At 69.7% G+C, this 23,819-nt stretch carries 24 protein-coding genes; 8 read left to right on the top strand and 16 right to left on the bottom strand.

Features of this window, described 5'->3' with window-relative positions:
- Positions 1-69 precede the first annotated feature (69 nt).
- Positions 70-969 carry a universal stress protein gene (locus tag LTT61_RS05140; protein WP_233018779.1) on the top strand — a complete coding sequence of 300 codons (900 nt, stop codon included), beginning with the start codon at positions 70-72 and terminating at the stop codon, positions 967-969.
- Between the two features lie 80 nt (positions 970-1,049).
- Here LTT61_RS05140 and LTT61_RS05145 read toward each other — a convergent pair whose 3' ends face one another.
- From LTT61_RS05145 to LTT61_RS05185, 9 genes are all read right to left on the bottom strand, one after another.
- The gene (locus LTT61_RS05145; RefSeq protein ID WP_233020879.1) at positions 1,050-1,427 is read right to left on the bottom strand and encodes a pyridoxamine 5'-phosphate oxidase family protein; all 378 of its coding nucleotides are present in this window, start codon (positions 1,425-1,427) and stop codon (positions 1,050-1,052) included.
- Between the two features lie 191 nt (positions 1,428-1,618).
- Positions 1,619-1,963 (bottom strand): spore germination protein GerW family protein, encoded by a 345-nt coding sequence (locus LTT61_RS05150; protein WP_233018780.1) that lies wholly within the window; start codon positions 1,961-1,963, stop codon positions 1,619-1,621.
- Between the two features lie 25 nt (positions 1,964-1,988).
- Positions 1,989-2,888, bottom strand: coding sequence for an STM4011 family radical SAM protein (locus LTT61_RS05155; RefSeq protein WP_233018781.1), 900 nt, complete (start codon positions 2,886-2,888; stop codon positions 1,989-1,991).
- Between the two features lie 4 nt (positions 2,889-2,892).
- Positions 2,893-4,224 (bottom strand): STM4012 family radical SAM protein, encoded by a 1,332-nt coding sequence (locus LTT61_RS05160; RefSeq protein ID WP_233018782.1) that lies wholly within the window; start codon positions 4,222-4,224, stop codon positions 2,893-2,895.
- Positions 4,221-5,048, bottom strand: a complete 828-nt coding sequence (locus tag LTT61_RS05165) for an STM4013/SEN3800 family hydrolase (RefSeq protein WP_233018783.1) — start codon at positions 5,046-5,048, stop codon at positions 4,221-4,223. Before LTT61_RS05165 ends, LTT61_RS05160 begins: the two co-directional genes overlap by 4 nt.
- The gene (locus LTT61_RS05170; protein ID WP_233018784.1) at positions 5,036-6,145 is read right to left on the bottom strand and encodes an STM4014 family protein; all 1,110 of its coding nucleotides are present in this window, start codon (positions 6,143-6,145) and stop codon (positions 5,036-5,038) included. The genes LTT61_RS05165 and LTT61_RS05170 overlap by 13 nt, the downstream gene beginning before the upstream one ends.
- A complete protein-coding gene (locus LTT61_RS05175; protein WP_233018785.1) occupies positions 6,142-7,089 on the bottom strand; it encodes an STM4015 family protein in 948 nt (315 codons plus the stop codon). The genes LTT61_RS05170 and LTT61_RS05175 overlap by 4 nt, the downstream gene beginning before the upstream one ends.
- A 242-nt stretch (positions 7,090-7,331) precedes the next feature.
- Positions 7,332-7,781, bottom strand: a complete 450-nt coding sequence (locus tag LTT61_RS05180) for a nuclear transport factor 2 family protein (protein WP_233018786.1) — start codon at positions 7,779-7,781, stop codon at positions 7,332-7,334.
- A gap of 116 nt (positions 7,782-7,897) precedes the next feature.
- Positions 7,898-8,329 (bottom strand): nuclear transport factor 2 family protein, encoded by a 432-nt coding sequence (locus LTT61_RS05185; protein ID WP_233018787.1) that lies wholly within the window; start codon positions 8,327-8,329, stop codon positions 7,898-7,900.
- 96 nt (positions 8,330-8,425) lie between these two features.
- On the opposite strand from LTT61_RS05185, the gene LTT61_RS05190 reads away from it, so the two are divergent.
- The 3 genes from LTT61_RS05190 to LTT61_RS05200 all read left to right on the top strand — a co-directional run bounded on the left by LTT61_RS05190 (position 8,426) and on the right by LTT61_RS05200 (position 11,594).
- Positions 8,426-8,935, top strand: coding sequence for a MarR family winged helix-turn-helix transcriptional regulator (locus LTT61_RS05190; protein WP_233018788.1), 510 nt, complete (start codon positions 8,426-8,428; stop codon positions 8,933-8,935).
- Between the two features lie 176 nt (positions 8,936-9,111).
- Complete coding sequence (locus LTT61_RS05195) at positions 9,112-10,731, top strand: long-chain-fatty-acid--CoA ligase (RefSeq protein WP_233018789.1); 1,620 nt, start codon at positions 9,112-9,114, stop codon at positions 10,729-10,731.
- 92 nt (positions 10,732-10,823) lie between these two features.
- A complete protein-coding gene (locus LTT61_RS05200; RefSeq protein ID WP_233018790.1) occupies positions 10,824-11,594 on the top strand; it encodes an AfsR/SARP family transcriptional regulator in 771 nt (256 codons plus the stop codon).
- Between the two features lie 22 nt (positions 11,595-11,616).
- Here the strand turns inward: LTT61_RS05200 and LTT61_RS05205 are convergent, their stop codons facing one another.
- Both LTT61_RS05205 and LTT61_RS05210 read right to left on the bottom strand, forming a co-directional pair.
- Entirely contained in the window at positions 11,617-12,075 is a 459-nt protein-coding gene (locus LTT61_RS05205; RefSeq protein WP_233018791.1) for a hypothetical protein, read from the bottom strand.
- Positions 12,076-12,114: 39 nt separating this feature from the next.
- The gene (locus tag LTT61_RS05210; protein ID WP_233018792.1) at positions 12,115-13,002 is read right to left on the bottom strand and encodes an oxidoreductase; all 888 of its coding nucleotides are present in this window, start codon (positions 13,000-13,002) and stop codon (positions 12,115-12,117) included.
- A gap of 68 nt (positions 13,003-13,070) precedes the next feature.
- Between LTT61_RS05210 and LTT61_RS32600 the strand changes: the two genes are divergently transcribed.
- On the top strand, positions 13,071-13,664 hold the full coding sequence (locus LTT61_RS32600; protein ID WP_269821850.1) for a TetR/AcrR family transcriptional regulator: 594 nt from the start codon (positions 13,071-13,073) through the stop codon (positions 13,662-13,664).
- On the opposite strand, the gene LTT61_RS05225 is transcribed toward LTT61_RS32600, so the two are convergent.
- The 5 genes from LTT61_RS05225 to LTT61_RS05245 form a co-directional block, all read right to left on the bottom strand.
- Complete coding sequence (locus tag LTT61_RS05225) at positions 13,611-15,194, bottom strand: flavin-containing monooxygenase (protein ID WP_420094737.1); 1,584 nt, start codon at positions 15,192-15,194, stop codon at positions 13,611-13,613. The two genes, LTT61_RS32600 and LTT61_RS05225, sit on opposite strands and share 54 nt — an antisense overlap.
- Positions 15,195-15,407: 213 nt before the next feature.
- Positions 15,408-16,952: a succinic semialdehyde dehydrogenase gene (locus LTT61_RS05230; protein ID WP_233018794.1), complete on the bottom strand. Its 1,545-nt coding sequence runs from the start codon at positions 16,950-16,952 to the stop codon at positions 15,408-15,410.
- Between the two features lie 37 nt (positions 16,953-16,989).
- Entirely contained in the window at positions 16,990-17,856 is an 867-nt protein-coding gene (locus tag LTT61_RS05235; RefSeq protein ID WP_233018795.1) for an SDR family oxidoreductase, read from the bottom strand.
- 1 nt (position 17,857) lies between these two features.
- Positions 17,858-19,285, bottom strand: coding sequence for a DHA2 family efflux MFS transporter permease subunit (locus tag LTT61_RS05240; protein ID WP_233018796.1), 1,428 nt, complete (start codon positions 19,283-19,285; stop codon positions 17,858-17,860).
- A gap of 48 nt (positions 19,286-19,333) precedes the next feature.
- The gene (locus tag LTT61_RS05245) at positions 19,334-20,422 is read right to left on the bottom strand and encodes a beta-ketoacyl-ACP synthase III (protein ID WP_332909225.1); all 1,089 of its coding nucleotides are present in this window, start codon (positions 20,420-20,422) and stop codon (positions 19,334-19,336) included.
- Positions 20,423-20,569: 147 nt separating this feature from the next.
- Between LTT61_RS05245 and LTT61_RS05250 the strand changes: the two genes are divergently transcribed.
- The 3 genes from LTT61_RS05250 to LTT61_RS05260 are packed head-to-tail and all read left to right on the top strand — an operon-like array spanning position 20,570 to position 23,761.
- On the top strand, positions 20,570-21,196 hold the full coding sequence (locus LTT61_RS05250; RefSeq protein ID WP_233018797.1) for a PadR family transcriptional regulator: 627 nt from the start codon (positions 20,570-20,572) through the stop codon (positions 21,194-21,196).
- On the top strand, positions 21,171-21,956 hold the full coding sequence (locus LTT61_RS05255; protein WP_233018798.1) for an acyl-[acyl-carrier-protein] thioesterase: 786 nt from the start codon (positions 21,171-21,173) through the stop codon (positions 21,954-21,956). The genes LTT61_RS05250 and LTT61_RS05255 overlap by 26 nt, the downstream gene beginning before the upstream one ends.
- Positions 21,957-21,967: 11 nt before the next feature.
- Positions 21,968-23,761, top strand: a complete 1,794-nt coding sequence (locus LTT61_RS05260) for an AMP-dependent synthetase/ligase (protein WP_233020882.1) — start codon at positions 21,968-21,970, stop codon at positions 23,759-23,761.
- Positions 23,762-23,819 lie beyond the last annotated feature (58 nt).

Below are 23,819 nucleotides of genomic sequence, written 5' to 3' on the forward strand. Positions count from 1 at the left end.
CGTCGCGCGGCCGAGACTCGGGGCACGGGCCGAGCCGCGGCCCGCCACAACCCCCTGGAGGCCCCGACCATGACTGTTCGCTCCGACGAGTTCCCGCCCCGGGTCGCGGCGCCGATCGTGGCCGGGGTGGACGGCTCGGCAGGCAGCGACCGCGCGGTGCGCTGGGCGGCGGCCACCGCCGCCGCCCGCGGCCGCACGCTGCGGTTGGTGCACGCCGTCGACCTGGAGCCGGTGCGCGCGCTGACCGGGGCGGCGCCGCTGGTCGGCGGGCTCCGGGTCCGGGCGGGCGAGGTGCTGCTCGCCGCGGCCGAGCTGGCCGCCGCGACCGCACCCGAGGTGCGGGTGCGGACCGAGCTGGCCGAGGGCGCACCGGCGGGCGCGCTGATCGATCGTTCGGCCGGGGCGCACCTGGTCGTGCTCGGCGCGACCGGGACCGGCGGCACCGCGGCGCACCTCGGCTCCACGCTGCTCGCGGTCGGCACGCACGCCGACGGCGCGGTCGTCGTGGTGCGCGACCGCGAGTTCGACCGGCGCCGCGGCCCGGCGGGCCCGGTGGTGCTCGGGGTGGACGGCGGGGCCGCGGGCGCGCCCGCCATCGCCGCCGCCTTCGCCGAGGCGAGCGCGCGCGGCGCCGATCTGGTCGCGCTGCACTCCTGGATCGACCTGCCCTACGGCGAGTTCGCCGGGGCGTCGGACGGCATCGACGACCCCGAGCTGGCGGAGACCGCGAAGCGCATGCTGTGCGAGCAGCTGGCGGGCTGGAGCGAGAAGTACCCGGAGGTCGAGGTGCGCCGCGAGCTCTACCTCTCCGGGCCGCGGCACCACCTGCTGCGCTGGTCGCGGGCGGCCCAGCTGCTCGTGGTCGGCAGCAGGGGACGGGGTGGCTTCGCCGGGCTGCTCTTCGGCTCCACCAGCAACGCGCTGGTGCAGCGGGCGCACTGCCCGGTCCTGGTGGCGCACGGCGGCTGAGCCGGGAGCGGCCGGCGACGCTGCGCTTCCGCCCCCGGCCCGCCCCGCCCGACGGGGTGCTGACGATCACCCGCCGAGCGTCAGGCCGCGGCGGCCTCGACCAGCGCGGTCCCGGTGATCAGGGTGGGCTCGATGGCGATCAGCGCGTCCGTCTGCCGCTGCACCCACGGCCGCAGCCTGCCGCCGTACTCGGCGAGCAGCGACGGCGCGGTGATCGGGTACGCGAGCCCGGTCACCACCACCGACCAGCCGAGCCGGAGCGCCGGGTCGATCTCGTCGGCCTCGTAGGCGACCACCATCGACCGGTCCTCCCGCACCGAGTGCGAGAACCCCGAGCTCAGCGCGGTGCGCACCACGATGACCTGGTTGTCGACCAGGTGGTTCACCGGCCGGATGGCGGGCAGCGCGTTGTGCGTGAAGACGATCCGGCCGTAGGTCACGCTCGCCAGCAGCCGCATGGCCTCGGCGCGGCCCAGGTCGACGGCGTGCCGGACCGGGTCACCGGTGATCGCACTCGGCTCGCGCTCTGCCACCGGCCGCCCGCCTTCCCGCTCGGAATCAACGTCTCCATGCCACCACGCCGAGGCGGCCCGCCGCAGTGCCGAAGGTCATCGCGGCGACGGCCGATCGACTCGTGCTGAAGGGACGTCTACCGGCTGCCCCGGATCGCGGTGATCGAGATGACGACCCCGGCCAGCACCCCGGAGAGCACGAGCCCGGCACCGACCAGCACCGTCCTGTTCACGTCGAGCGCGGGCCGCCAGCGCACGGTGCCGTCCTTGATCACGAAAGCCCCGACCGGCTTGGCGCTCAGCCCGAACCCGGTGCCCTCGCCGTGCTCGCCGTCGGCCTTGGCACCGCCGCCGCTCCCGCCGCCACCGCTCACCGCTGCGGCCGGGATCACCAGCACCCCGTCCCGCTCGATCGGCTCGCCGTAGACCCGGCGCACCGTCATCGAATCCGTCGCCACCGCGAGGATCTCGTTCGCGTCCATGCTGCTCCCTTTCGTAGCGGCCGCGTCAGCGACCGGTACCAGTCTCGGTGCGAGGGCCGATCGGTGCCAGCGACAGCGCCGTCGGCGCAGCCGGGATGCGTTCCAGCACACCGCCGGCGAAGACGTCGTAGAGCGGCAGGGTCTCCAGGTGCACGTAGCCGATGTGGCAGTCGCAGGCGGCGAGCGGGCAGCCGCGCGGGCGCAGCGCCGCGCGGAACGAGCCGTCGTAGAGGTTGCCGAGCTCCGCGGGGACGAAGTGGCAGCGCCGCACGGTGCCGTCGCCGTCCACCGAGATCACCGATTCGCCGGTGCGGCAGGGCCGCCCGGCGGAGGTGTGCGGGTGGCGGCTGTAGCCGAAGAGCGGGTCGAGCTCGGTCCAGGCGGCGGCCTCGGCGTCGGTGAGCGGGTGCCCCTCCGGGGCGTTCACCCACAGGTAGACGTGCTCCGGCAGCTCGGCGCGCAGCCTGCGGCCCGCCTCGAGGTGCTCGGGGAAGCCGACGATGCCGACGCTGTACCGGATGCCGCCCGCCGCCAGCTCGCGGCATTTGCCGAGGAAGCGGTCGTAGGGGGTCTGGCCGGGGTGGTAGGTGCACCAGAGCGCGAGCGTCTCCGGGTCGGCGTCGGCGGTCCAGCCGGTGCGGCAGCTCAGGTTGGTCTGGATGGCGATCCGGCGCACCTGCGGCAACCGGGAGAGCTCGGTCAGCGTGCGCCGGTACCAGGAGCGCACCAGCCCCTCGCCCCACGGGGTGATGAGGATCGAGAGCCGGTCGCCGTGCTGCCCGGCCACCCAGGTGGCGAAGCGCTCCAGGGCTTCCCGGTCGGCGCGCAGCTGCTCGCGGCTGTCCCTGCGCTTGGCGAAGGGGCAGTACGGGCAGTCGTAGTCGCAGGAGGCGAGCGGGCCGCGGTAGAGGATGGTCAGCTGCACGGCGTCACCGCGGCCGGTAGGCGGCCATGGCGGCGCGCACGCCGGGCGAGAAGAGCGGCGGCCCGAGCGCGTCCGACCAGGCCAGCCCCTCCGGGGTGAGCCGGAGCAGCTCCGGGCCCGCGTCGAGGTCGAGCCAGCCGCGCTCGGCGAAGCCGGCCAGCTCGGCCGGGAAGTGCTCGTGCGGGCCCGCGCCGAAGCGGGCGCGGTACCCGGCGACGTCCATGCCATCGGCTTGGAGCAGCGATTGCAGCAGGTGCCTGCGGCGCCGGTCGTCCACGCCGAGCGCGCGGCCGACCTCCGCGCGGGTGAAATCGGTCGTCGCCGCGTACTCGTCGACGATGCCGCGGACCTCGCGGGTCTCCACCGCGTAGTCGAAGGAGTAGTGCAGCCCGGCGGTGTAGGAGCGGGCGCCCGCGCCGAGCCCGACCATGCCGTCGCTCTGGCAGGCGTGGTCGGCCGGGGTGCGCGGGGCGTCGGCGCGCCGGAACATCCGCATGGACACCTGCTCGTAGCCGGCGGCGAGCAGCTGGTCGCGGCCCGCGGCGTAGAGCGCGAGCCGCTGCGCGTCCCACTCCCGCTCGGCCACGAGGGTGCGTTTGCCGAGTCCGGTGAGCGGGCGGACGTAGAGCGGGTACAGGTACAGCTCCTCCGGGCGCCAGGCCAGCGCCGCGTCGAGGGAGGCGCGCCAGGTGGCCGCGGTCTGGCCGTCGATGCCGTAGATCAGGTCGATGTTCAGGATCGGGATGCCGGACTCCCGGATGGCGGCCAGCGCCTTCTCCACCTCGTCCCGGCGCTGCGGCCGCACCGCCGCCCGCGCCTCCGACTCGACGAAGCTCTGCACGCCGATACTCGCCCGGGTGGTGCCGCGCTCGGCCAGCACCGCCAGCCGGTCCGGGGTGGCGGTGCCGGGCGAGGTCTCCACGGAGAGCGGGACGGCGCGCAGGTCGACGCCGATCCGCCGCTCGGCGATATCGCAGAGCCGGGTGAGCTCGGCGGCGCTCAGGAAAGTGGGGGTACCGCCGCCGAAGGCCGCAGTGGCGAACCGCACCTCCCCGTCACCGAGCGCCTCGCGCACCGCGACCGCCTGCCGCTCGACGGCGTCCAGGTAGCGGGTGGTGAGGTCGCCGGGCGCGCCGATCCGGGTGAAGAGATTGCAGAAGCCGCAGCGGAATTCGCAGAACGGGAGGTGGGTATAGAAGGAGAGCGCGTCCTTCGGCTCGTCCGCCCAGAGCTCCCGCAGCGCGGGGCGCGCCGGGGCGAGCGGCCGGTACGCGGTCTTGTGCGGGTAGCCGTAGATGTAGCTCTGGTACGGGCGCGGGGCGAGAGCGGTGGTCATGCGGGTCCCCCGAGGAAGAACTGGGCGTAGGGCACGGTCCACACCGACTCGTGGCCGAGCCGGTGGCCGGTGTAGCCGTCGTCGCCGTAGGCGGTGCCGTGGTCGGAGCAGACGATGGCGAAGCAGCGGCGCCTGGCGCTCGCGGCCGCGAAGAGCCTGCCGATGTGCCGGTCCACGTACTCCAGCGCGGCGGCGTGCGTCGCCCTGCTGTCGCCGTCGGCGCGGGTGGCGCCGGGCAGGTGGAACCAGTTGGGCTGGTGCAGCGCCGACACGTTGACGAAGAGGAAGAGCCTGCGCTGCGGCGGCAGTGCCGCGACGATCTCCTCCGCCGCGGCGACCTGCGCCTCGAAGGAGGCGGGCGCGGCCACCGAGAACTCCGGCGACCAGTGGCTCTCCTGGAAGTAGCCGGGCAGCACCGACCCCATCGGCCCGCGCTTGTCGAAGAACCCGACCCCGCCGAGGCACACCGTGCGGTACCCCTCGGCGGCCAGCCCGGAGACCAGGTCGGGGGTGTCGTACACCCAGGTGCGCGGCGCGGTGGTCTCGCTGCCGTCGAAGCGGGCGGCGAAGAGCCGCGGGTGCGGGCCGGGCTCGGCCGGGGTGGGCAGGAAGCCGGCGAACATGGCCTGGTGCGAGGCGAAGGTGAAATTGCCCGGCGCGTGCCGCTTCTCCCACTCCCCGCCGGGCAGTTGCCCGGCCAGGTTCGGCAGCTTCCCGGCGGCCAGCAGCTCGGCGGCGACGTCGTAGCGCAGCGTGTCCAGGGTGACCAGGAGCAGGTCGTCGTGGCCGATCACGGCGTTCATGTCGGGGTTCACACCGGGCACGGCCGCCTCCGGAGCGCGGCGAGCTGCGCCGCGTAGGTGTCGAGCCCATCCGCGCCGCTGCCGGGCAGCCCGGTGAGCCGGGGCAGCAGGTCGCCGAAGGCATTCACCTCGCCGACCGCCCAGCGGCGCCAGCCGAGCCCGGGCAGCACATCCACCCCGACCCGGGAGAAGCCGGGGAAGCACGCGGCCGCCGCCTCGGCGACCGCGAGCGCACCGGCCCAGTGCTCCCCCGCCGCCGCGACGACCTCGGCCAGCTCGCCGCGCGCACCGCCCAGGTGCAGATTGGTGATGGCGGAGCTGCCGGTCCGCACCACCACGTGCGTGGCCCGCCCGGCGACGACGAGCACCCGCAGGTCGGCGCTGCGGCCGTGCAGCGCGGGCTTGGGCAGCCAGCGCTCGACGTGCAACCCGTCGGGGGCGAGCGCGTCGATCACCGCGGCCACCTCGCGCTCGCTCCGGTACCGGTGCAGCCGCAGCGAGTTGAAGAGCCTGCCGTGCTCGTCGCGCTGGACCGAGGTGAGCGCCTGCACCCGGCCGCCGGCCGCGGTCTCCACCGCGAGCACCCCGGATCCCGACGAGCCGTGCGCGAGCTTGACGAAGGCGCGGCGCATCCCCGGCTCGGCCAGCAGCGCCCGCACATCCGCCCAGCCGCGCACCGGGGCCGCCGCCGGACCCGAGGTTGGCGAGGCTGGCACCGGCACCCCGGCCGCGCGCAGCACCGCGTGGCAGCGGCGCTTGTCGAAGAGCACCGCGAGATCGTCCGTGGCGTCGAGCAGCTCGGCGCCGTCGGCGGCGGCCCGCTCGGCCACCGCGCGCGCCGCGGCGAGGAAGCGGCGGTACCAGCGGGCGGTGCCCTCGACCCGGGTGGAGTCGGTGTGGCCGCGCAGCAGCCGGTCGAGCTCGGGATCCTCGCCGGGCGAGTCGAGCCGCACCAGCTCGCCCGGCTCGAAGGCGGCGGCGCCCGCCAGCACGGAACGCCAGGACAGCAGCCGCGGCGCGGGCAGCCCGGCTTCGGCGGCGGCCGCGAGGAACAGCGTGCTGCGCCGGTTCGCCGGGACGCCGACGACCGCGATCCGCGGGGCAGGCACCGGCGTCACTCCGAGACGGCGGTGTAGCGGTCCTCGCGGCCGCGGTCGGCCGCCTCCCGCCCGGACAGGTCGACCTCGACGCCGTCGGCGGTGAGCTCGGCGAGCAACCGGTCGGCCAGCGGCTCGCCGACGAAGTGGTGGTGCAGGTCGAGCTTGCGCAGGTGGGTCAGCGGCTGGCCGCCGAGCAGCGCCTCCACGCCCTCGTTGCCGAGCGTGCCCATGGAGAGGTCGAGCGTGTGCAGCCGGGCGACCACCGGTGCCCCCGCCAGCGCGGCGGCGACGTCGTCCTGGATGTCGCTGTTGCGCAGCCCGAGATGCTGCAGCTTGGGCAGCCGGGTTCCGGTCAGGAAGGGCTCCAGGTCGTCGACCGTGGCGTCCGCGCCGTACCAGGAGGTGCCGAGCCAGATGTCCAGGTGCTCGAGCTCGGGGAACTCGCTGGCGCCGATCCCGCGCACCACGTCGGCGCCGAGCCCGCCCGCCTCCACGATCAGGGTGCGCAGCGACTGGTGCGCGACCGCCGGGAAGGCCAGGTTCTGCCCGCCGCGGACGCCGAAGGCGAGCAGGTCGGGGAAGGTGTCGAGCAGCGGGGTGATGTCGCCCTGCTCGATCCAGGTGATCTCGGCCTGCTCGAAGGTGATGTCGCCGATGAAGAGCGCGCGCAGGGCCGGGAACCGGTCCCGCGCGGCGGTCAGCGCCTCGACCACGATGTCGACGCCGACGTCGTACGCCTCGCCCCACTGGCCGACGATCAGCGCGGTGACCTCGGTGGTGTCCACCGCGGCGAGGAAGCGGGCGAAGGCGGCGGGCCACTTCTCCGGGTCGTCGTCGTAGGGCTCGACGGCGATCCGCCACGCCACCTCGGCGGCGGCGGGCAGCTCGGTCGTGCTCTTCGCATCGGGGAAGTCGAACACAGGCAGGCCGTGCCACTCTGTGAGGTGTTCGCTGACGGTCATACTCAGGGCTCCCAGCGGCCGGGGTCTCGGTGTCGCAGCAGTTCTATCAAGCCGCCCCGACAGACCGACCGGCCGGGACTACTCGCTGCTGCCCCCGCACCGCCGCCCCGAAGATCCTCGCGGGCGGGTGCCACGACCGGGTGGGCTTGTCGAGGAGCCACTGCTGGACGCAACCCGACAGTCCCGTCGCCGAGCTGGATCTGTCGGTGCCGGTCGGCGTGCTCGCGGTCGAGGGGCAGGGATCATTCCGTACGGATCCAGGCGGGTGTGACCCGTATTTCGCTGAGCCGCCAGCCCGCCGAGGTCCGTACCGCGGTGCAGCTCTGGCGGAGACCGGCGCTCCGGTGGGGTGGCCGGCCGTCACGGTAGTAGTACACCAGTGAGTTCGCTTCGGCCGCGGCCCGGTCACCGTCGATCCTCGCCAGCAGGTCGGTGGTGGTGTGCTGGGTGTGTTCCCCGTCGACCTCGGACCGGCGCAGGTAGTCGACCAGCTCATCGATCCCGCGAACGCGGATTCGAGGGGAGTCGACCTGCACCTCCTCGGCGAACACGGTGCCGGCATCGCCCCATCGCCGCTCGTCGAGCAGGCGGGCCCAGCGGGTGAACAGGTCGGCGATCTCGAGTCGGTCGGCGGTCGACGCGGGGGTGGACATGGCATCGTCTTTCGTCGGCGTTGTGGAGGTGCTGCCCACGCGCGTGGCCGTGTTGTCGGCGCCGCAGGCGGTGGCGGTGAGGACGAGGGTGAGGGCGGCGGCGCAGGTGGCGGCGGCCCGGACTGCGGAGTGCATATTCCTCGATTCCGATCGACCTAGAGCGCGCGGGTGAGCGCTTCGGTCAGCGCCACCGGAGAGACCTCGAGCCGGTCGAAGCGCCAGCCGTCGGCGCTGCGGCGGGCCCGGTAGCGGTGGATCGCGGCCGCGAGTGCCTCGGCCTTGTCGTCGATGAGGTAGACGGCGAGGTCGTGCGCCCGCACGGTCGCGGTGTCGCCGTCGATCTCGATGACGAGGTTGCTCTTGCTGTGCAGAGTGCGCGCGTAGGCATCGTGGCCCTTGCGCGCGAGGGCGGTGAGTGCCTCGATGCCGTGCGCCTGTCCGCGAATGGAGACGACCACGACATCCTCGGTGAAGAGCCGGTCGGTGTCGGCGAACCCCTCGTCGACCCACAGGCTGTGGCGGGCAACCAGTTCGGTCAGTTCGGCGCGGTCGGCGAGGTCACGGATGAGCGCATCGGTGCCGGGCATGGCAGTTCCCCACTATCAGTTTGTGCCATTAACGTTAGTGGCATAAATGAATGTAGGTCGTTAGTGGCACTAACGCAAGTGCGGTACGCTCCGATCATGGAGATCGGCGAGGAACTGCGGTTCGATCACGGTGAGCGAACCCCTGCGCGGCTCAAGCGACAGCTCGCACGCCTCACCTCGATGACGGCCACCCAGATGACCCGCGTCTCGCGTGACGCGCTGCGTGACGCGGGCGCCCGCAAGGACCACTTCGTGGTGCTGGCCGCGCTCGCCGAGTTCGGACCGGCCAGCCAGGCAGCGCTGTCCGACCGAACCAGCGTCTACAAGAGCGACCTGGTGTCCGTCCTCAACGACCTCGAAAACGGCGGGTGGGTTCGCCGCGCGCCCGACCCCGCCGATAAGCGGCGCAACGTCATCACCATCACCGAGCACGGCGAGCACCGCCTCGCCGAGCTCGACCAAGTCCTCGACGGCGTCAACAACCACATCATGACTCCGCTCGACCACGACGAACGCGCACAGCTGTTCACCCTCCTCAACCGCGTCAACACCCATCTCGCCACAGCAGCGGGTGACGCCACTCCGCCCGCCCGGCAAACCCCCTAGGCGACCTGCACCCGGGCACGAACGGTGGTCCCCCCGGTCGGCGCCAGCGGCTTTCCCCGCGCGACCCCGAACGCGTCTATGCCATCGGAATAGCAACAGCGTCATCCCGACCTACCCGCCGGCTCCTGCACGCGACAATTACTGAGCGATTACCGTCGGTGGATACCGTTGGGTCCATGGCTGTGCAGACGGAGCTGAAGTATCCCGCCAAGTCCGAGACGCTTTCGGCTGTGATCGGTGCACACGCGGCCGAGCGACCGGAGGCTGTCGCACTGATCAGCGGGAACCGGGAAATCGATTACCGGACGCTGCATCGGGCTGCCAATCGTGTCGCGCACGCGCTGACGGCGGCCGGGGTCGGCCACGGCGACCATATCGCCTACCTGGGACGCGACGGCGAGCAGTTGTACGAATTGGTGATCGGATCATCGATCGTGGGCGCCATTGTGGTCCCCATCAACTGGCGGCTCACCGCCGCCGAGATAGCGCACATTCTCACCGATTCGAATTGCACGATGCTGTTCGTCGATTCGGCCGCAGAGGAGATCAGCGCCGCAGCCCTGGCTCGGGGGGCGCGAATGCACGACGCCGTCACGGACATCCCGCAGGTCGCCGTCGTCCGGCTGGACGCCACCGCGGACGCGGGCGGCAGTTTCGCCGATTGGCTCGCGAATCATCCGTATACGACGCCCCCGGCACTGGCCGCCCGCAGTGACGCAGTGCTGCAGATGTACACCAGTGGCACTACCGGCGCGTCGAAGGGTGTGATGATTGCGCAGGAGAGTCTGTTCGCGGTATGGGAGATCACGTATTCGTCCGGGTGGGACTGGCTGGTACCGCGGGCGGACGACCGTGCGTTCGTCGCAATTCCAGGATTCCACATCGCGGGCCACGCCTGGGTGATGCAGGGCTTGATCGCGGGGCTCACCATCGCGATCGTCCCGGAATTCACCCCGGGCGCGGCGCTGGCCACGATCCGGAATCATCGGATCACGACGATGACGGCTGTTCCCGTGATGTTGGCTCTCATTCTCACCGAACCCGGCGTGGTAGCGGAGGATTTCGACCGGCTCCGACAGATCTCCTACGGGGGTTCACCGATTCCGGAGAGCATGCTCATGGATTGCATGGAGAAATTCCGATGCGAATTCATCCAGTTCTACGGCATGACCGAGACCGTGACGCCCGTGGCATTCATGCCACCGGCGGAGCACATCCCCGGCGGCCGCAGGCTGCGCGCGGCGGGACGACCCTATCCAGGCTGCGAGATCGTGGTGGTCGACGACAGCGGCAACCGATTGCCGCCGCGGCAGGTGGGCGAAATCCTGGTCCGCCCGCCCGCGCCGATGCTCGGCTACTGGAATCGGCCGGAAGCCACCGCGGCGACGCTGATCCACGGCCGAATCCACAGCGGAGACGCAGGCTGGATCGACGAGCAGGGCTATCTGTTCGTCAGCGACCGCATCAACGACATGATCATCGTGGGCGGGGAGAACGTCTACCCGGCCGAGGTGGAGAACACCATCACCAGCCATCCCGCCGTACGGGAAGCGGCCGTGGTCGGCATTCCGGACGAGCGCTGGGGCGAGGCGGTGCACGCGTTCATCGTGCTGGCACCCGGCCGGACGGTGACCGCGCGTGAACTGTCGTTGTACCTGCGCGACAAGGTCGCCTCGTTCAAGCGACCGCAGCGCTTCGACGTCGTCCCCAGCCTGCCCCGCAACGCCAGCGGCAAGATTCTGCGTCGCGAGCTGCGTCGAGCGTTCTGGCAGGGACGCGAGCGCGCGGTGAACTGAATACGTCTCGATAAGGGTTGCGCCGCATAGGGGTACTGGCGGGCCGATCGCGTTGATAGACCTGACGTCAGTGCGATCGAAGGGAGACGACGGTGGATTTTCGGGTTCTCGGCGTATTGGAGGTCCATGCGAACGGCAGGCGGATCGACCTCGGTGGAGTGACGCGCCGGGCTGTACTGGGTTACCTTCTCCTGCACCACAATCAGGTCGTCTCCGCGAACCGCCTGCGCCAGGCGCTGTGGGCAGGCGAACCACCGTCGACTGCTCGTAAGATCGTGCAGAATTCGATATCGACGTTGCGAAAGACTTTTATCGAGCACGAATTCGACCGCGTCGAGTTGCTGACGCAAACGCCCGGCTATGTGTTGCGGATCGATCCGGAGGCGGTGGATCTGTACCGATTCCGCAAGCTCGTGCGGTTGGGCCGGCGTGAACTCGAGGACGGCCATCCGCAGCTGGCTCACGCCTATCTGCGCCAGGCGCTGGGGATGTGGTCCGGGGCCGCGATGGCCGACCTGCTGGAAGCGGGGCTCGGCTGGAACGAATTGTCGGCCATCGAGGACGAGCGCCTCGGCGCCTACGAGGACTGCTTCGACGCCGAGCTCAGCTGTGGACTTCATCGTGAGCTCACCCCCGAGCTCGAGCTGTTGACGACCTCCGCACCGCAGCGCGAAAGCTTCTGTCGCCAATACATGCTCGCCCTGTATCGGTCCGGCAGGCAGGCCGAGGCGCTGAACTTCTACCAATCCTCACGCGCCGCGCTGGTCGCGGATCTCGGCGTGGAGCCCGGCCACGACCTGCAGCGGCTGCACCACCTGATCCTCACTCAGGATTCCTCGCTGACCAGACGCACCCCGGCGTAGTACTCCGGCGAGCCGACCGACCTCACTCGGTCGGCAGCGCGGCGAGGGCCGACTGGACCATCGCCATCACCACGGTGAAGGCGATGAGCCCGGTCACCGCGAGGATCCCCGACACCGGAAGACTGCAGAATCCGGCGATGAGAACGGCGATACCGGCCAGCGCCACGACGACATCGGCACCGATGAGCGACACCAGCCCCTTCTCGATCCGAAGCACTCCCACCGCCAGCCCGGCCGCGAGCAACCCGCTGAGGACCACCACCACACCGGCTGCGACGAGTACGACAGCCGAGAAATCACCGAACGTGGCGTTCTCCGAGGTGATGGCGATCCCGGCAACCAGAACGGCACCGAGGATTCGGACCACGCCGTCGACGCCGAACAACAGCCGCAGTGCGCTCTGTCCTGTTCCGGGGCGTCGTCGATCAGGGAGCGCACTGTCCTGATGTCGAGTGTTGAGCAGACTGTTCTGATTCGACATGATTTCTCTGCTCCTCGCGATTCCTGGCGACGTCAAGGGTCATGCGGAGGCGCGGAACTCGACCTTGGTCAACTGCTCCGAGATGTCCCAGAGCTCGGCGGCGAGTTGGGCGTCGTTCGCCTCGGCGGAGCGCCCCACCAGGGTGGGGTGACCGCGGTATTCCTTGTATCCATCCGGCCCGACATAGCTTGCGGGTGGAATATCCTGGCTGGCCGCGAACAGCGTCGGCAAGGCCCCGGTGTCCGCCTTCTGGGCGATGATCCGGTTCCCGATCTGCATGACGATGTGCGCGACCGGATTGCCGGAGTGACTTTGCAGGTTGGTCGCCGCCCAGCCGGGGTGCGCACTGACCGCCCGCAGTGATCCGGTCTCGGTGAGCCTGCGTTGCAGTTCCAGCGTGAACAGCAGATTGGCGAGTTTGGACTGCGCGTATGCCCCGGACGGACTGTACTTGCGGGTGTTCCAATTGAGGTCGTCGAGAGCGAGCGTCCCGCGTCGATGCGCCTGCGATGCCACGGTGACCACCCGATCGGTGATATGCGGAAGCAGCAGATTCGTCAGCGCGAAATGCCCGAGGTGGTTCGTGCCGAACTGTAACTCGAAGCCGTCCTCGGTGCGGCCCTGCGGCACCATCATGATGCCCGCGTTGTTCACGAGCACGTCGATGGGGCCGGTCCAGTCCTCGGCGAACTTTCGGATCGACGCGAGGTCGGCGAGGTCGAGTGACCGGACCTCGGTTTCGCCCTTCATGCGATCGGCGACTTTTCGGCCGCGCGTGACGTCACGCACCGCGAGCACCACACGCGCGCCGACACGAGCCAGTTCGCGGGCGGTCACCAGGCCGAGTCCACTGCCGGCGCCGGTGATCACCACCGTTCGCCCCTCGAATCCCGGAAGATCTGCCTGCGTCCATCCGCTGGTCGTCATGGTTCCAATGTAGACAGTGACATCATAGTAGTCAATGGCTACTTCGGCGGTCGAGTTAGGCTTTGGGAATGAACCGTCCACGTGCCTATCACCACGGCGACCTGCGTGCCGAGCTGCTCGAGCGGGCCGAGGCGACGCTGCGCACGAGCGGGGTGGACAGCCTCACGCTGCGACAGCTCGCCAGGGAAACAGGTGTCAGCCACGCTGCCCCGAATCGGCATTTCCGGGACAAGCAGGCGCTGCTCGACGCACTGGCGCTGGTCGGCTTCGAACGGCTGGCCGCGCTGTACGCGGATGCGGCCATCGACGGGACGTTCTCCGAACGCGTGTTCGCGACCGCGCGTATCCATCTCCGGTTCGCTGTCGACAACCCGGCACTGCTCACTTTGATGTTCAGCCGCAAGAACAGTGCCGACGTCGGCACCGAATTGGCCGCGGCGATGCAGCAGACCTTCGCCTCGGCCATCACACTGATGGCCGAGGGGCAGAGCAGCGGCGAGGTGGTACCCGGTGATCCGGTGCGGCTCAGCATGCTGCTCGCGGCCGCCGTCCATGGTCTGGCCGACTTCGTCGTCTCGGGATTCCTCACCGAGGAGGTGGCCGAGGAGTTACTGCGGGAGACCATCACCAACTTCATACTCGGATTTCGACTTCAGTCCTGACGGACCGGACGACGACGCCGTCTCGAACCGGTAGTGGTCGATCGGGAAATGCCGGCTCCGCCACCGCGCTTCGACCAGCGTCGACGGCCGCAGATAAGCCATATCCCCCTGCGAATTCACATAATACGTACGCAGTCCTTTGTTCTGGACGGTGAAATAGTGACTGATCAGTGTGCCGCGCCTGCGCACCTGCTCGTGGTACGCGTCATGGACCGATCGGCGCACTTCGACGACGGTGGCGCCGCGCTCGAGCCCCGCGGAGATGGCCCGGATCGCGTGGGTGGCACTCACTTCGACCAGCGTGTGCCAACCGGACCCGGTCCACGAGTAGGGCCCCGCGATCAGCCAACGATTCGGCAGACGCGGAATGGCCACGCTCTCGTACGCCTGTAATCCCTCTTTCCCGAAGAACTGCGCCAGGTCGAAGCCGTCGCGTCCGACGACGGCGCCGTCGTGATAGCTCTCCGGGTCGGAGAACATCTCGTAGCCGGTGGCGAGCACGATCATGTCGTAGTCGCGCTCCGCGCCGTCGGCGGTACGAATACCGGTCGCGGTCACCCGGTCGATCCGGTCGGTGTGCAGCGCGACATTGCGCCGATTGAATGCCTGGAGAAACGTGTTCGAGGCCGTGGGGCGCTTTCCGATGGGACCGTAGGCGGGGATCAGCTGCTCGGCGATCCGCGGATCGTCCACGACGCGATGCACGTATCGCCGGTAGCGCGCGATGGCATCGGCGTCGGCTCGGGCGAGCAACGACTTCGCCCTCCCGGTCGAGGTCGTGGTCAGGAGCGCCATCAGCAGGTCGATCGCGGCCAACCCGGCCCCGTGCAGGGCGGCGGAGACGCCCGGAATCCGCAGCGCGGTCCGGAACCACGGCGGGAGTCGATGATCGGCCTTGGGTAAACACCAGGCGGGAGTGCGCTGGTACACGTCCAGCTGGGTCACCTCCGGGGCGATACTGGGCACGATCTGCACCGAACTGGCCCCGGTGCCGATGACCGCGACCCGTCTGCCTGCCAGTTCGTAGCCGTGATCCCAGCTCGCCGGTATCTGGATCTTCCCGGTGAAATCGTCCACGCCCTCGAGGTCGGCACCGATCTTGGGACGCAGGAACGCGCCGACCGCACTGAGTACGAAGCGGGCGCTCAGAACCCGGCCATCGGCGGCGTACAGCTCCCAGTAGTGCCCCTCCTCGTTCCAGATCTCACGCACGATGTCGGTCTGGAACAGGATGCGCTCGCGCAGGTTGTAGCGCGCGGCAACCTCGTCGTGATACGCCTTGACCTCGGCGCCGCGGGCGAACAGATGGGTCCAGTCGGCCTTCCGCGCGAACGAGTACTGATAGGCGACCGAGGGAATATCGACCCCGACTCCGGGGTAGGTGTTGTCGCGCCAGCTTCCGCCGAGGTCGCCGGCGCGCTCGACGATGCCGAAATCGGTCAGACCGGCCCGGATGAGCATCGCTGCCGTTCCGATGCCGGCCGGCCCCGCTCCGATGACGAGGATTTCGTACTCGGGCATCTGTGCCATGGTGTGGCTACCACTTTCTTCGGTGCACGATCAAGCTTTGAAATAGACCATCTGGTGACTCGGCGCGGGCAGCGCCCCCGCGGGGGTCCACAGTTCGGCGGACTGATCGAAGAAGTCAGCGAGCCCGAACTGCTCCGGGTCAGGGTGGTGGCGATATCGAAGGGGTGTGGTCGAGCGACAGCGGTGGCCATGGCTACTCCTCGGCGGACAGTGTCAACGACCCGGCAGGTGCCGCACCGCCCGCACCATGGAGCGAATCAGGTTCTGCCACTTCTCATTGCTGAGCAAGGGCGGCGGATCCATACCGAGTCCCGCGCTCGCCACCGTCTGCGCCTCGGTGTACTTCAGCAAGCCGTCCGGGCCGTGCCTGCGGCCGATACCGGATGCGCCCACTCCGCCCATCGGGGCCGCCGTGCTCGCGAACGCGGGTGCGTAGCCTTCGTTCACGTTCACCGAGCCGGTGTGCAGCCGGATCGCGATCCTCTCGCCCTCGGCCCGGCTGCCCGCCCACACGCTGGCGTTGAGGCCGTAGTCGGTGTCGTTGGCTTCGCGCACCGCCTCGTCCACGTCCGCGACCGGATAGATCGACACCAGCGGACCGAAGGTCTCGGCGCGATGGCACTCCATCTCCTCGGTGACATCGGTCAGGACGGTGGGTTCGAAGAACAGCGGGCCGAGCTCCGGACGCGCGGCGCCCCCGGTGAGCACCGTCGCACCCTTGGAGGTGGCGTCGGTGACGTGTTTCAGCATGGTCTCCACCTGCCCGCCGGAGATCAGGCTGCCCATGTCGATGTCGAAGTCGTACCCCGCACGCAGCGTCATCGCCGCGGTCGCGGCGACGAACTTCGCGGAGAACTCGGCGGCCACCGGCTCTTCGACGTAGATGCGCTCGATCGCGACGCAGAGCTGGCCCGAGTTCGAGAAGCACGCCCGCACAGCGGCTTTCGCCGCGCGATCGATATTCGCCGACTTCGCGACGATCATGGCGTTCTTGCCTCCCAGCTCGGCGGAGAGCCCGATCAGCCGCCTGCCGCACTCCGCGGCGAGGGTCCGCCCGGTGGCCGAGGATCCGGTGAACATCAGGAAGTCGCAGTTGTCGAGGATGGCCCGGCCCACGACCCGCCCGGCGCCGGGGACGACGGCAAGCAGCTCCCGGGGCAGGCCCGCGCGATAGAGCAGTTCGGTGACGAACAGCGGGGAGTACGGCGTGAGGCTGTCCGGTTTGACGACGACCGCGTTGCCGGCGATCAGCGCCGGGATGCCGTCCCCGATCGACAGCGCGATCGGGTAGTTCCACGGCGCGATCACCCCGACGACGCCCTTCGGCTTGCGGTGCACGCCGACCTTCATGATCATCGGCAGCACGCCGGGCACCCGCTGGGGAGCCAGCAGCGCGGGCGACTTGTCGGTGTAGTACTGCAACGCCAACAGCAGTGCCATCGCCTCTTCGTAGGCCGCCCAGCGCGCCTTGCCGGTCTCGGCCTGGATGATGTCGAGCAGTTGCTCCCATTCCGCCAACAGCAGGCTCCCGGCCCGCTCGAAGATCGCGGTGCGCTCCCGAACCGGGCGCCGGGCCCACTCCGGCTGCGCGGCACGGGCTTTCCCGAATGCCGCCGCGACGTCGGCGGCATCGCCGACGGGCACGGTGCCGAGTACGCGCCCGGTGAACACCTCGGAGATGGCAGTGCTCGTTTCGGGCTCGGTGACGGCGGCGAGGTGGCTCAGTCGTTGGAGAACATCCGATGATGGCACTGGCATTGCTTCCATCCTTCTCTCGGGGTTTCGCCGGACACCCTCAGGTCCGCGACCGCAGGAACCGATCGACCGAACGCGGGGAGAAAGTGCCGACGACGCGCAGGACATCGGCATACCGCGGGACCAGGCGCACGGGTTTGGTGCGGACCGCGCGGACCAGCCACTGCGCCGCTTGTTCCTGGGTCAGGCACGGCTGGTCGGCGAAGTCGGCGGTCGGCGCCATCATCGGGGTCCGGACCAGGGGAAAGTGGACCGCGGTCACGGTGACGCCGGCCGGAGCCAATTCGGCTTCCAGACAGCGGCCGAACGCGGCCAGCGCGGCTTTGGAGGCGTGATAGGCGGCGAATTTGGGCGCCGTCTCGACCGCGACCGTCCAGGTGCCGACATTGATGACGTGGCCGGAGCCGCGAGCGACCATGTCCGGCAGCAGCCCGAGGGTGAGCCGCAGCGGCCCGAAATAGTTCGAGGCCATGGTTCTTTCGAAGTCGTGCAGACGATCGAAGGAATCCACCAGGGGCCGCCGGATGGACCGGCCCGCATTGTTGATCAGGACGTCGACGCCGCCGTGCCGCTCGTGCACCCAGCGCACCAGCGCGTCGACCTCGCCGCCCTCGGTGAGATCGCAACCGCGGTAGTCGGCCTGCCCGCCCGCCTCGACGATCTCGTCGCGCACGAGTTCGAGCTCCTTCGCGCGGCGGGCCACCAGGATCACCCGCGCGCCCTCGGCCGCCAGCTTCCGGCTCGCCACCCGGCCGATCCCGGACGAAGCACCGGTGATCAGGATCGTCCTGCCCGCGATCGGAGCCGCTCGGCGCCGCGACGACGAACCGGTGACGCGCAGAATATTGGGTGTCGGCCCGAACAGCAGCGCCACCACCTTCGCGCGGTGGCCCGTCGAGTGGTCCACCTCAGGCACCGACGGCATCCGACCGCATCCCGCCGATCTGCTCGTCCGGTACGCGCTGGCGGACGAGCCCCAGACCGATCACCGCGGCGAGGACGGCGACCACCGCCGCCGCCTGCCACACGTGATGGAACGCGTCGAGCGGATTCCGCTGGCCCCGGCTCGACAGGTAGGACACGCATGCCGCCACCCCGATCACCCCGCCGAGCTGGCGCAGCGCGCTGTTGAACGCGGTCGCCGTACCGAATCGCTCCTGGTCGACGTTCTGCACCGAGGCGCTGGCCAGGCTGGGCCAGATCAATCCCACGCCGATACCGCTGATGAGCGCGCCGGGCAGCCAGTCGGCGAGGAAGTCGGGCTCGGGCCCGGCGGATATCGCGTAACACAGCAGCCCGACGCCGACCAGCACTCCCCCGGCCAGGGTGAGGTAGCGCGCGCCGTACCGGTCGTACAGCCGACCGGCCGGGCGCGCGACCAGGACCGCTGCGAGCGGCGGCGGGGTCATCGCCAGCCCGGCCAGCAGCGTGGAGTAGTTCCACACCGAGGTGAGAAACAGGACGTTCGTCAGCAGGAACGCGTAGAAGGGCACCGCGAAGACGAAGGTGCCGAGACTCGATACCGCCACCGCCCGGTCCCGGAAGATCCGGCCGTCGATCAACGGTGTCGCGTGTGTGACGCACCGGCGGGCCACCAGGGCGATGAGCGCGAGGCCGATGGTCAGGCACACCAGGGTTCTTGGGTCCGTCCAGCCCCAATCGTTGCCCTTGACGATCATCAGGGCGATCGCACCGGATCCGACGGCCACGGACACGATGGCGAGGCGATCCGGATTTCCGGCCGCCTTACCCTCCTTGGCCTCCGGAACCCAGCGCCAGGCCGCCAGCAATGTCAGCAGCCCGATCGGGATGTTCACCGCGAACACCATGCGCCAGTCGGCGATCTCGATCAGCAGCCCGCCGAGCGCTGGGCCGATGCCCGAGGCCAGCGCCGCGGTCGCCGCGAAGATCGACACGGCGACCCCGCGCCGCTGTGCGGGAAACGCCGGCAACAGCAGGGCCAGCGACGTCGGCACGATCAGCGCCGCGCCCAGCGCCTGGAACGCGCGGGCGGCCACCAGGAACCACAGACCGGTCGCCACGGCACACAGCAGGGACATGACCACGAACAGCGCCAAGCCGAGCAGGAACACCAATTTCCGGCCGAACCGGTCCGCATACCGGCCCGCGGGCAGCAGGAAGGCCGCGAACACGATGTTGTAGACGTTGATCACCCACGAGAGCGATTCGAGCGAGAACGACGAGAAGTCGGCGTGCATGCTCGGGATCGCGATGTTCACGATCGTCGCGTCGAGAAAGGCGATGAAACCCGCCATCGCCGTGACGGCGGCGATGGCGGCAGGTTTGACGGTGCGGAGCGAAGCGTTGTTCGACATCGATACCAGTCCTCCAGAGCGCCGAATTGCGGAGTGGGCAAGAGCTTCTCAGCAGGGAACGCCGGGTAGTCGGACCACTTGCGCGGCGTAGACCAGCCCGGCCCCGAAGCCGATCAGCAACGCGATGTCACCGGGCTTCGCGGCACCGGTACGGAGCAGCCCCTCCATCGCCAGCGGTACCGAGGCCGCCGAGGTGTTGCCCTGTTCCTCGATGTCGTAGGCGACCGTGCAGCCGACCGGCAGCTTCAGCTGCCTGGCCAGCATTTCGGTGATCCGCCCGTTCGCCTGGTGCGGGATGAACGCGTCGAGATCGTCGACCGTGACCCCGGCCCGCTTCAGCGCCTCCCGGCACACCTGTTCCAGCGCGCCGAGGGTCCAGCGGAACAGCGCGGGTCCGTCCATCTTGAAGATCGGCCGCTGCGCCTGCGCTCCGAGCTCCTTCACCTCGTCCATGAAGGTGCCCATGGCCTTGTTCTGCCCGAGCATGTCCCAGTGGCTGCCGTCCGAACCCCACACCAGCGGACCGATCCCCACGGTTTCCGAGGGGCCGATCACCGCGGCGCCGGCGCCGTCACCGAACAGGAAGGCGTTCGTGCGGTCGGTCCAGTCGACCATGTCGCTCAATCGCTCCGCGCCGATCACCAGCACGTACTCGGCGGTGCCCGCCCGGATCATGTCCGAGGCCATGCCGACCGTCGAGCAGAATCCGGCGCAGGCATTGACCACGTCGAGCGCGGCCACACCGCGCAGCCCCAATTCGGTCGCCAACAGCGGCGCCGTGGCCGGAGTGACCAGCGGGCTGCTCATGGTCGCCAGCAGGACGCAGTCGATCCGCTGCGGGTCGATGCCCGAGGATTCGATCGCCTGCCGTGCCGAACCCAGGCTCATCGCGACGAGCGTCTCCTCCTCGGTGCACAGCCGCCGGCTGCGAATACCCGACCGGGTCCGAATCCATTCGTCGCTGGAATCGAGGGATTCGGCGAGTTCGTCATTGGTCACCACGCGGCTCGGCCGATAGACGCCGAGCCCGAGAATGGCGGAATGCGGCACCGTGGGCACAGCCGGGACAGCGATTTCTACTGACATTTTTTCCCCCTGCGGGAGCTCGGTGGCGAAGAGACCTGCCCGATGAACCACCCTCATCATAGTCAAGGATTGACCTATGTCAATAATGGAGTATAGACTGTGGTCGGTGGTGACCGAACCGCGAGGATGCCCCGCTACAGTCGGGTATCCGGGAGCGGGCAGACCACCGGCTCCACTGGCAAGGGCGGGAGATTCACCGTGGCGTTACGACACGCAGTACTGGCGGCGCTGCTGGACGGCGAACTGTCCGGATACCAACTCGCGAAACTCTTCGACATCAATATCTCGAATTACTGGCACGCACTTCCGCAACAGCTCTACACCGAGCTGGCCAGGCTCGAGACCGAGGGTGTGGTCGCCGGACGCCAGGTGATTCAAGTGGATCGCCCGAACAAGCGCGTCTACAGCCTGACAGATGCGGGCCGAAAGGCAATGGCGGAGTTCATCGGCGGGCCGAGCAAGCCACCCTTCGTCCGTGACGATCTCCTGGTCAAGATGCAAGCCGCCGAGCTGGGCGACCTGGCCCAGCTCATCGAACAACTCGAGGACCGAGCGGCCGAGGCGCGCGCCCGGGTCGAGCAGTACGACAAACGACACAAACGAGCCAGAGGGGATCTCGACGAGGAGACGTTCCTGGCCACCTCACCCAGGGTCGGTGACTACCTGGTCGGGTTGCGCGGCAAGACATTCGAGCAGAGCACACTCGAATGGTGCGACCGGGCCGTCGACATTCTGAAACGCAGGCTCGCGGGTGAGGCCGAGGGAAATGAACACGGCCACAGAGAAAGCGTGCAGCGAGATGACGACCGAAGTCAGCGAGCTTGATGTAGCTCTCGCACCATGCCCCGACGACACCGGGGTTTTCCGGGCAACCCGGTCGGTATGGCTGGGGGATACCGACGACCGGGGCCGGCTGCGGCTGGACGCGGTCGCGCGGTATCTGATGGAGCTGGCCTACGAACATCTCGAGACGGTGGAGGACGGGCATCTGCACCGGGCGTGGATCGTCAAGCGAACCGTGATCGATATGGTCCGCCCCATCCGGTTCGGTGAGCGGATCCGCTTGCGGCGCTGGCCCTCGGCCACGTCGAACCGCTGGTGCAGCATGCGCGTCGAAATCGACAGCGAGAGCGGCGGATCGATCAGCACCGACACCTTCGTGATCAATGTCGATCCGGCGGACGGACACCCTACCCGGATGACGGATCGGTTCCTGGCCCCGATGCTCTCGATGACCACCGAACACCGGCTGCGCTGGCGGCCCGCACTGCGGGAGCGCGCGGCCATCGACAGCCCGGCCATGCCGTTCCCGCTGCGGTTCGCCGACCTCGATCTCAATCGCCACGTCAACTACGCCATTCACTGGCAGGCCGTCGAGGAGGCCCTGGCGCAGCGGCCGGAGCTCCACGACCAGCCCTACCGGGCGATCGTCGAGCACGTCGGCCCGATTCTCGCGGGCGACTCCGTGACGATGCGCCGGGAGAGCACCGACACCGGTCTGTTCCTGCAACTCGAGGTGGACGGCGCGGCCAGGACCCTCGCCAGCGTGCACCGGGTGCTCGACGGACGAGCGGTCCGAGGCTGACCATGGCCGTGCTGCCGGAATTCTCCGTTCCCCCGTCCTTCGAGATCCCACCCGGCGCCGAGGTCACGGCCGTGGTGTTCGACCATGCCGCGCATACCCCCGGACAGGTGGTGTTCCAGCGTCCGATCGGCACCTCGTGGCATGACGTGACGGCCGCCGAATTCGCCGACAGCGTCCTCGCGGTCGCGAAAGGGCTGATCGCCTCCGGGGTCGGCGCGGGCCACCGGGTGGCGATACTGTCCGGGACCCGCTACGAATGGGTGCTGCTGAACTTCGCGGTGTGGGCCGCGGGCGGCTGCGTGGTCGCGATCTACGAGACGTCCTCGGCCGATCAGGCCGGGTGGATTCTGGCGGACTCGGGAACCACGCTGCTGGTGGTCGAGACCGCGAAGCATCGGGCGATCGTCGGCGAGGTCGCGGCGACGCTGCCGCAGCTGTCGGAGATCCTCGAGCTCGACGGCGACGGCATCGGCGAACTCCGCAGGCGCGGAGCGGGCTTGGGCGACGAGGTGGTGCACCAGCGGCGGGCCGGGCTCGGCGCGCCGAGCCCGGCGACACTGATCTACACCTCCGGCACCACCGGGCGCCCCAAGGGGGTCTGTCTGTCGCACGGAAATCTGTACGCGGAGTCGGCGGCCGCCAGGGCGGCGATGGCCGAGATCTACGTCGAGAACGGGCGGACCCTGCTGTTCCTGCCGCTGGCCCACATCTTCGCGCAGGTCGTCATGCTCGGCGCCTTCGATTCGAAGGTCGTCGTGCGGCACACCGCCGACTGGTCGGCGCTGGGTGCGGAGTTCGCCGCGTTCAAGCCGACGGTCGTCTTCGCCGTCCCCCGGGTCTTCGAGAAGATCTACCACGGCGCCCGGCTGAAAGCCCGGGACGAGGGCAGGGGCAGGATCTTCGACCTCGCCATCGCGACAGCCGTCGCCTACAGCGAGGCGCTGGAGAACAGGGGCCCCGGTCCGGGGCTGCGGCTGCGGCACGCGGTGTTCGACCGCCTCGTCTACGGCAAGCTCCGGGGCGCCCTCGGCGGCGAGTGCACCAGCGCGCTGTCCGCTGGCGCACCGCTCGGCCCGCGGCTCGGACATTTCTTCCGCGGGATCGGGCTGCCGATCTACGAGGCATACGGCCTGACCGAGACCACCGCCGGGATCATCATGAACACGCCGCGTCACCAGCGCATCGGCTCGGTGGGCCGCCCGCTGCCCGGCCATGCGGTTCGGGTGGCCGCCGACGGCGAATTGTTCGTGCGCGGCCCGGTCGTCTTCGGCGGCTACTGGAACAACCCCGCCGCCACCGGCGCCGCGCTGATCGACGGGTGGTTCGCCACCGGCGACCTCGGCGCTGTCGACGCGGACGGCTATGTCCGGATCACCGGCCGCAAGAAGGAGATCATCGTCACCGCCGGCGGAAAGAACGTCTCGCCCGCGCTGCTCGAGGACTCGCTCTGCGCTCATCCGCTGGTCGACCGGTGCATGGTGGTCGGGGACGGCATGCCCTTCATCGGGGCGTTGATCACTGTCGACCCGGAGGCGCTGCCCGGCTGGATCGAGCGCAGCGCGGTCCCCCGCGACAGCACTGTCGAGCAACTGATCGAGCATCCGGTGCTGCTGGCCGAACTCGAGGCCGCCGTGGCGGAGACCAACAGCCGGTTCTCGAAAGCCGAGGGCATCAGGAAGATCCGGGTGCTGGCGGCGAACTGGTCCGTCGAGGGCGGCGAGCTGACCCCCAAGATGTCGATCAAGCGCGACATCGTGCGGAAGAAGTACGCCGCCGATGTCGACGCGATCTACACCGCGGAGTGACGCGGCTGCCGGAATGCGAGTGCGGCGGCACACCCCCGGGGGTGTGCCGCCGCACTCG

The sequence above is a fragment of the Nocardia asteroides genome (assembly GCF_021183625.1).
GTDB classification, from domain to species: domain Bacteria; phylum Actinomycetota; class Actinomycetes; order Mycobacteriales; family Mycobacteriaceae; genus Nocardia; species Nocardia asteroides_A.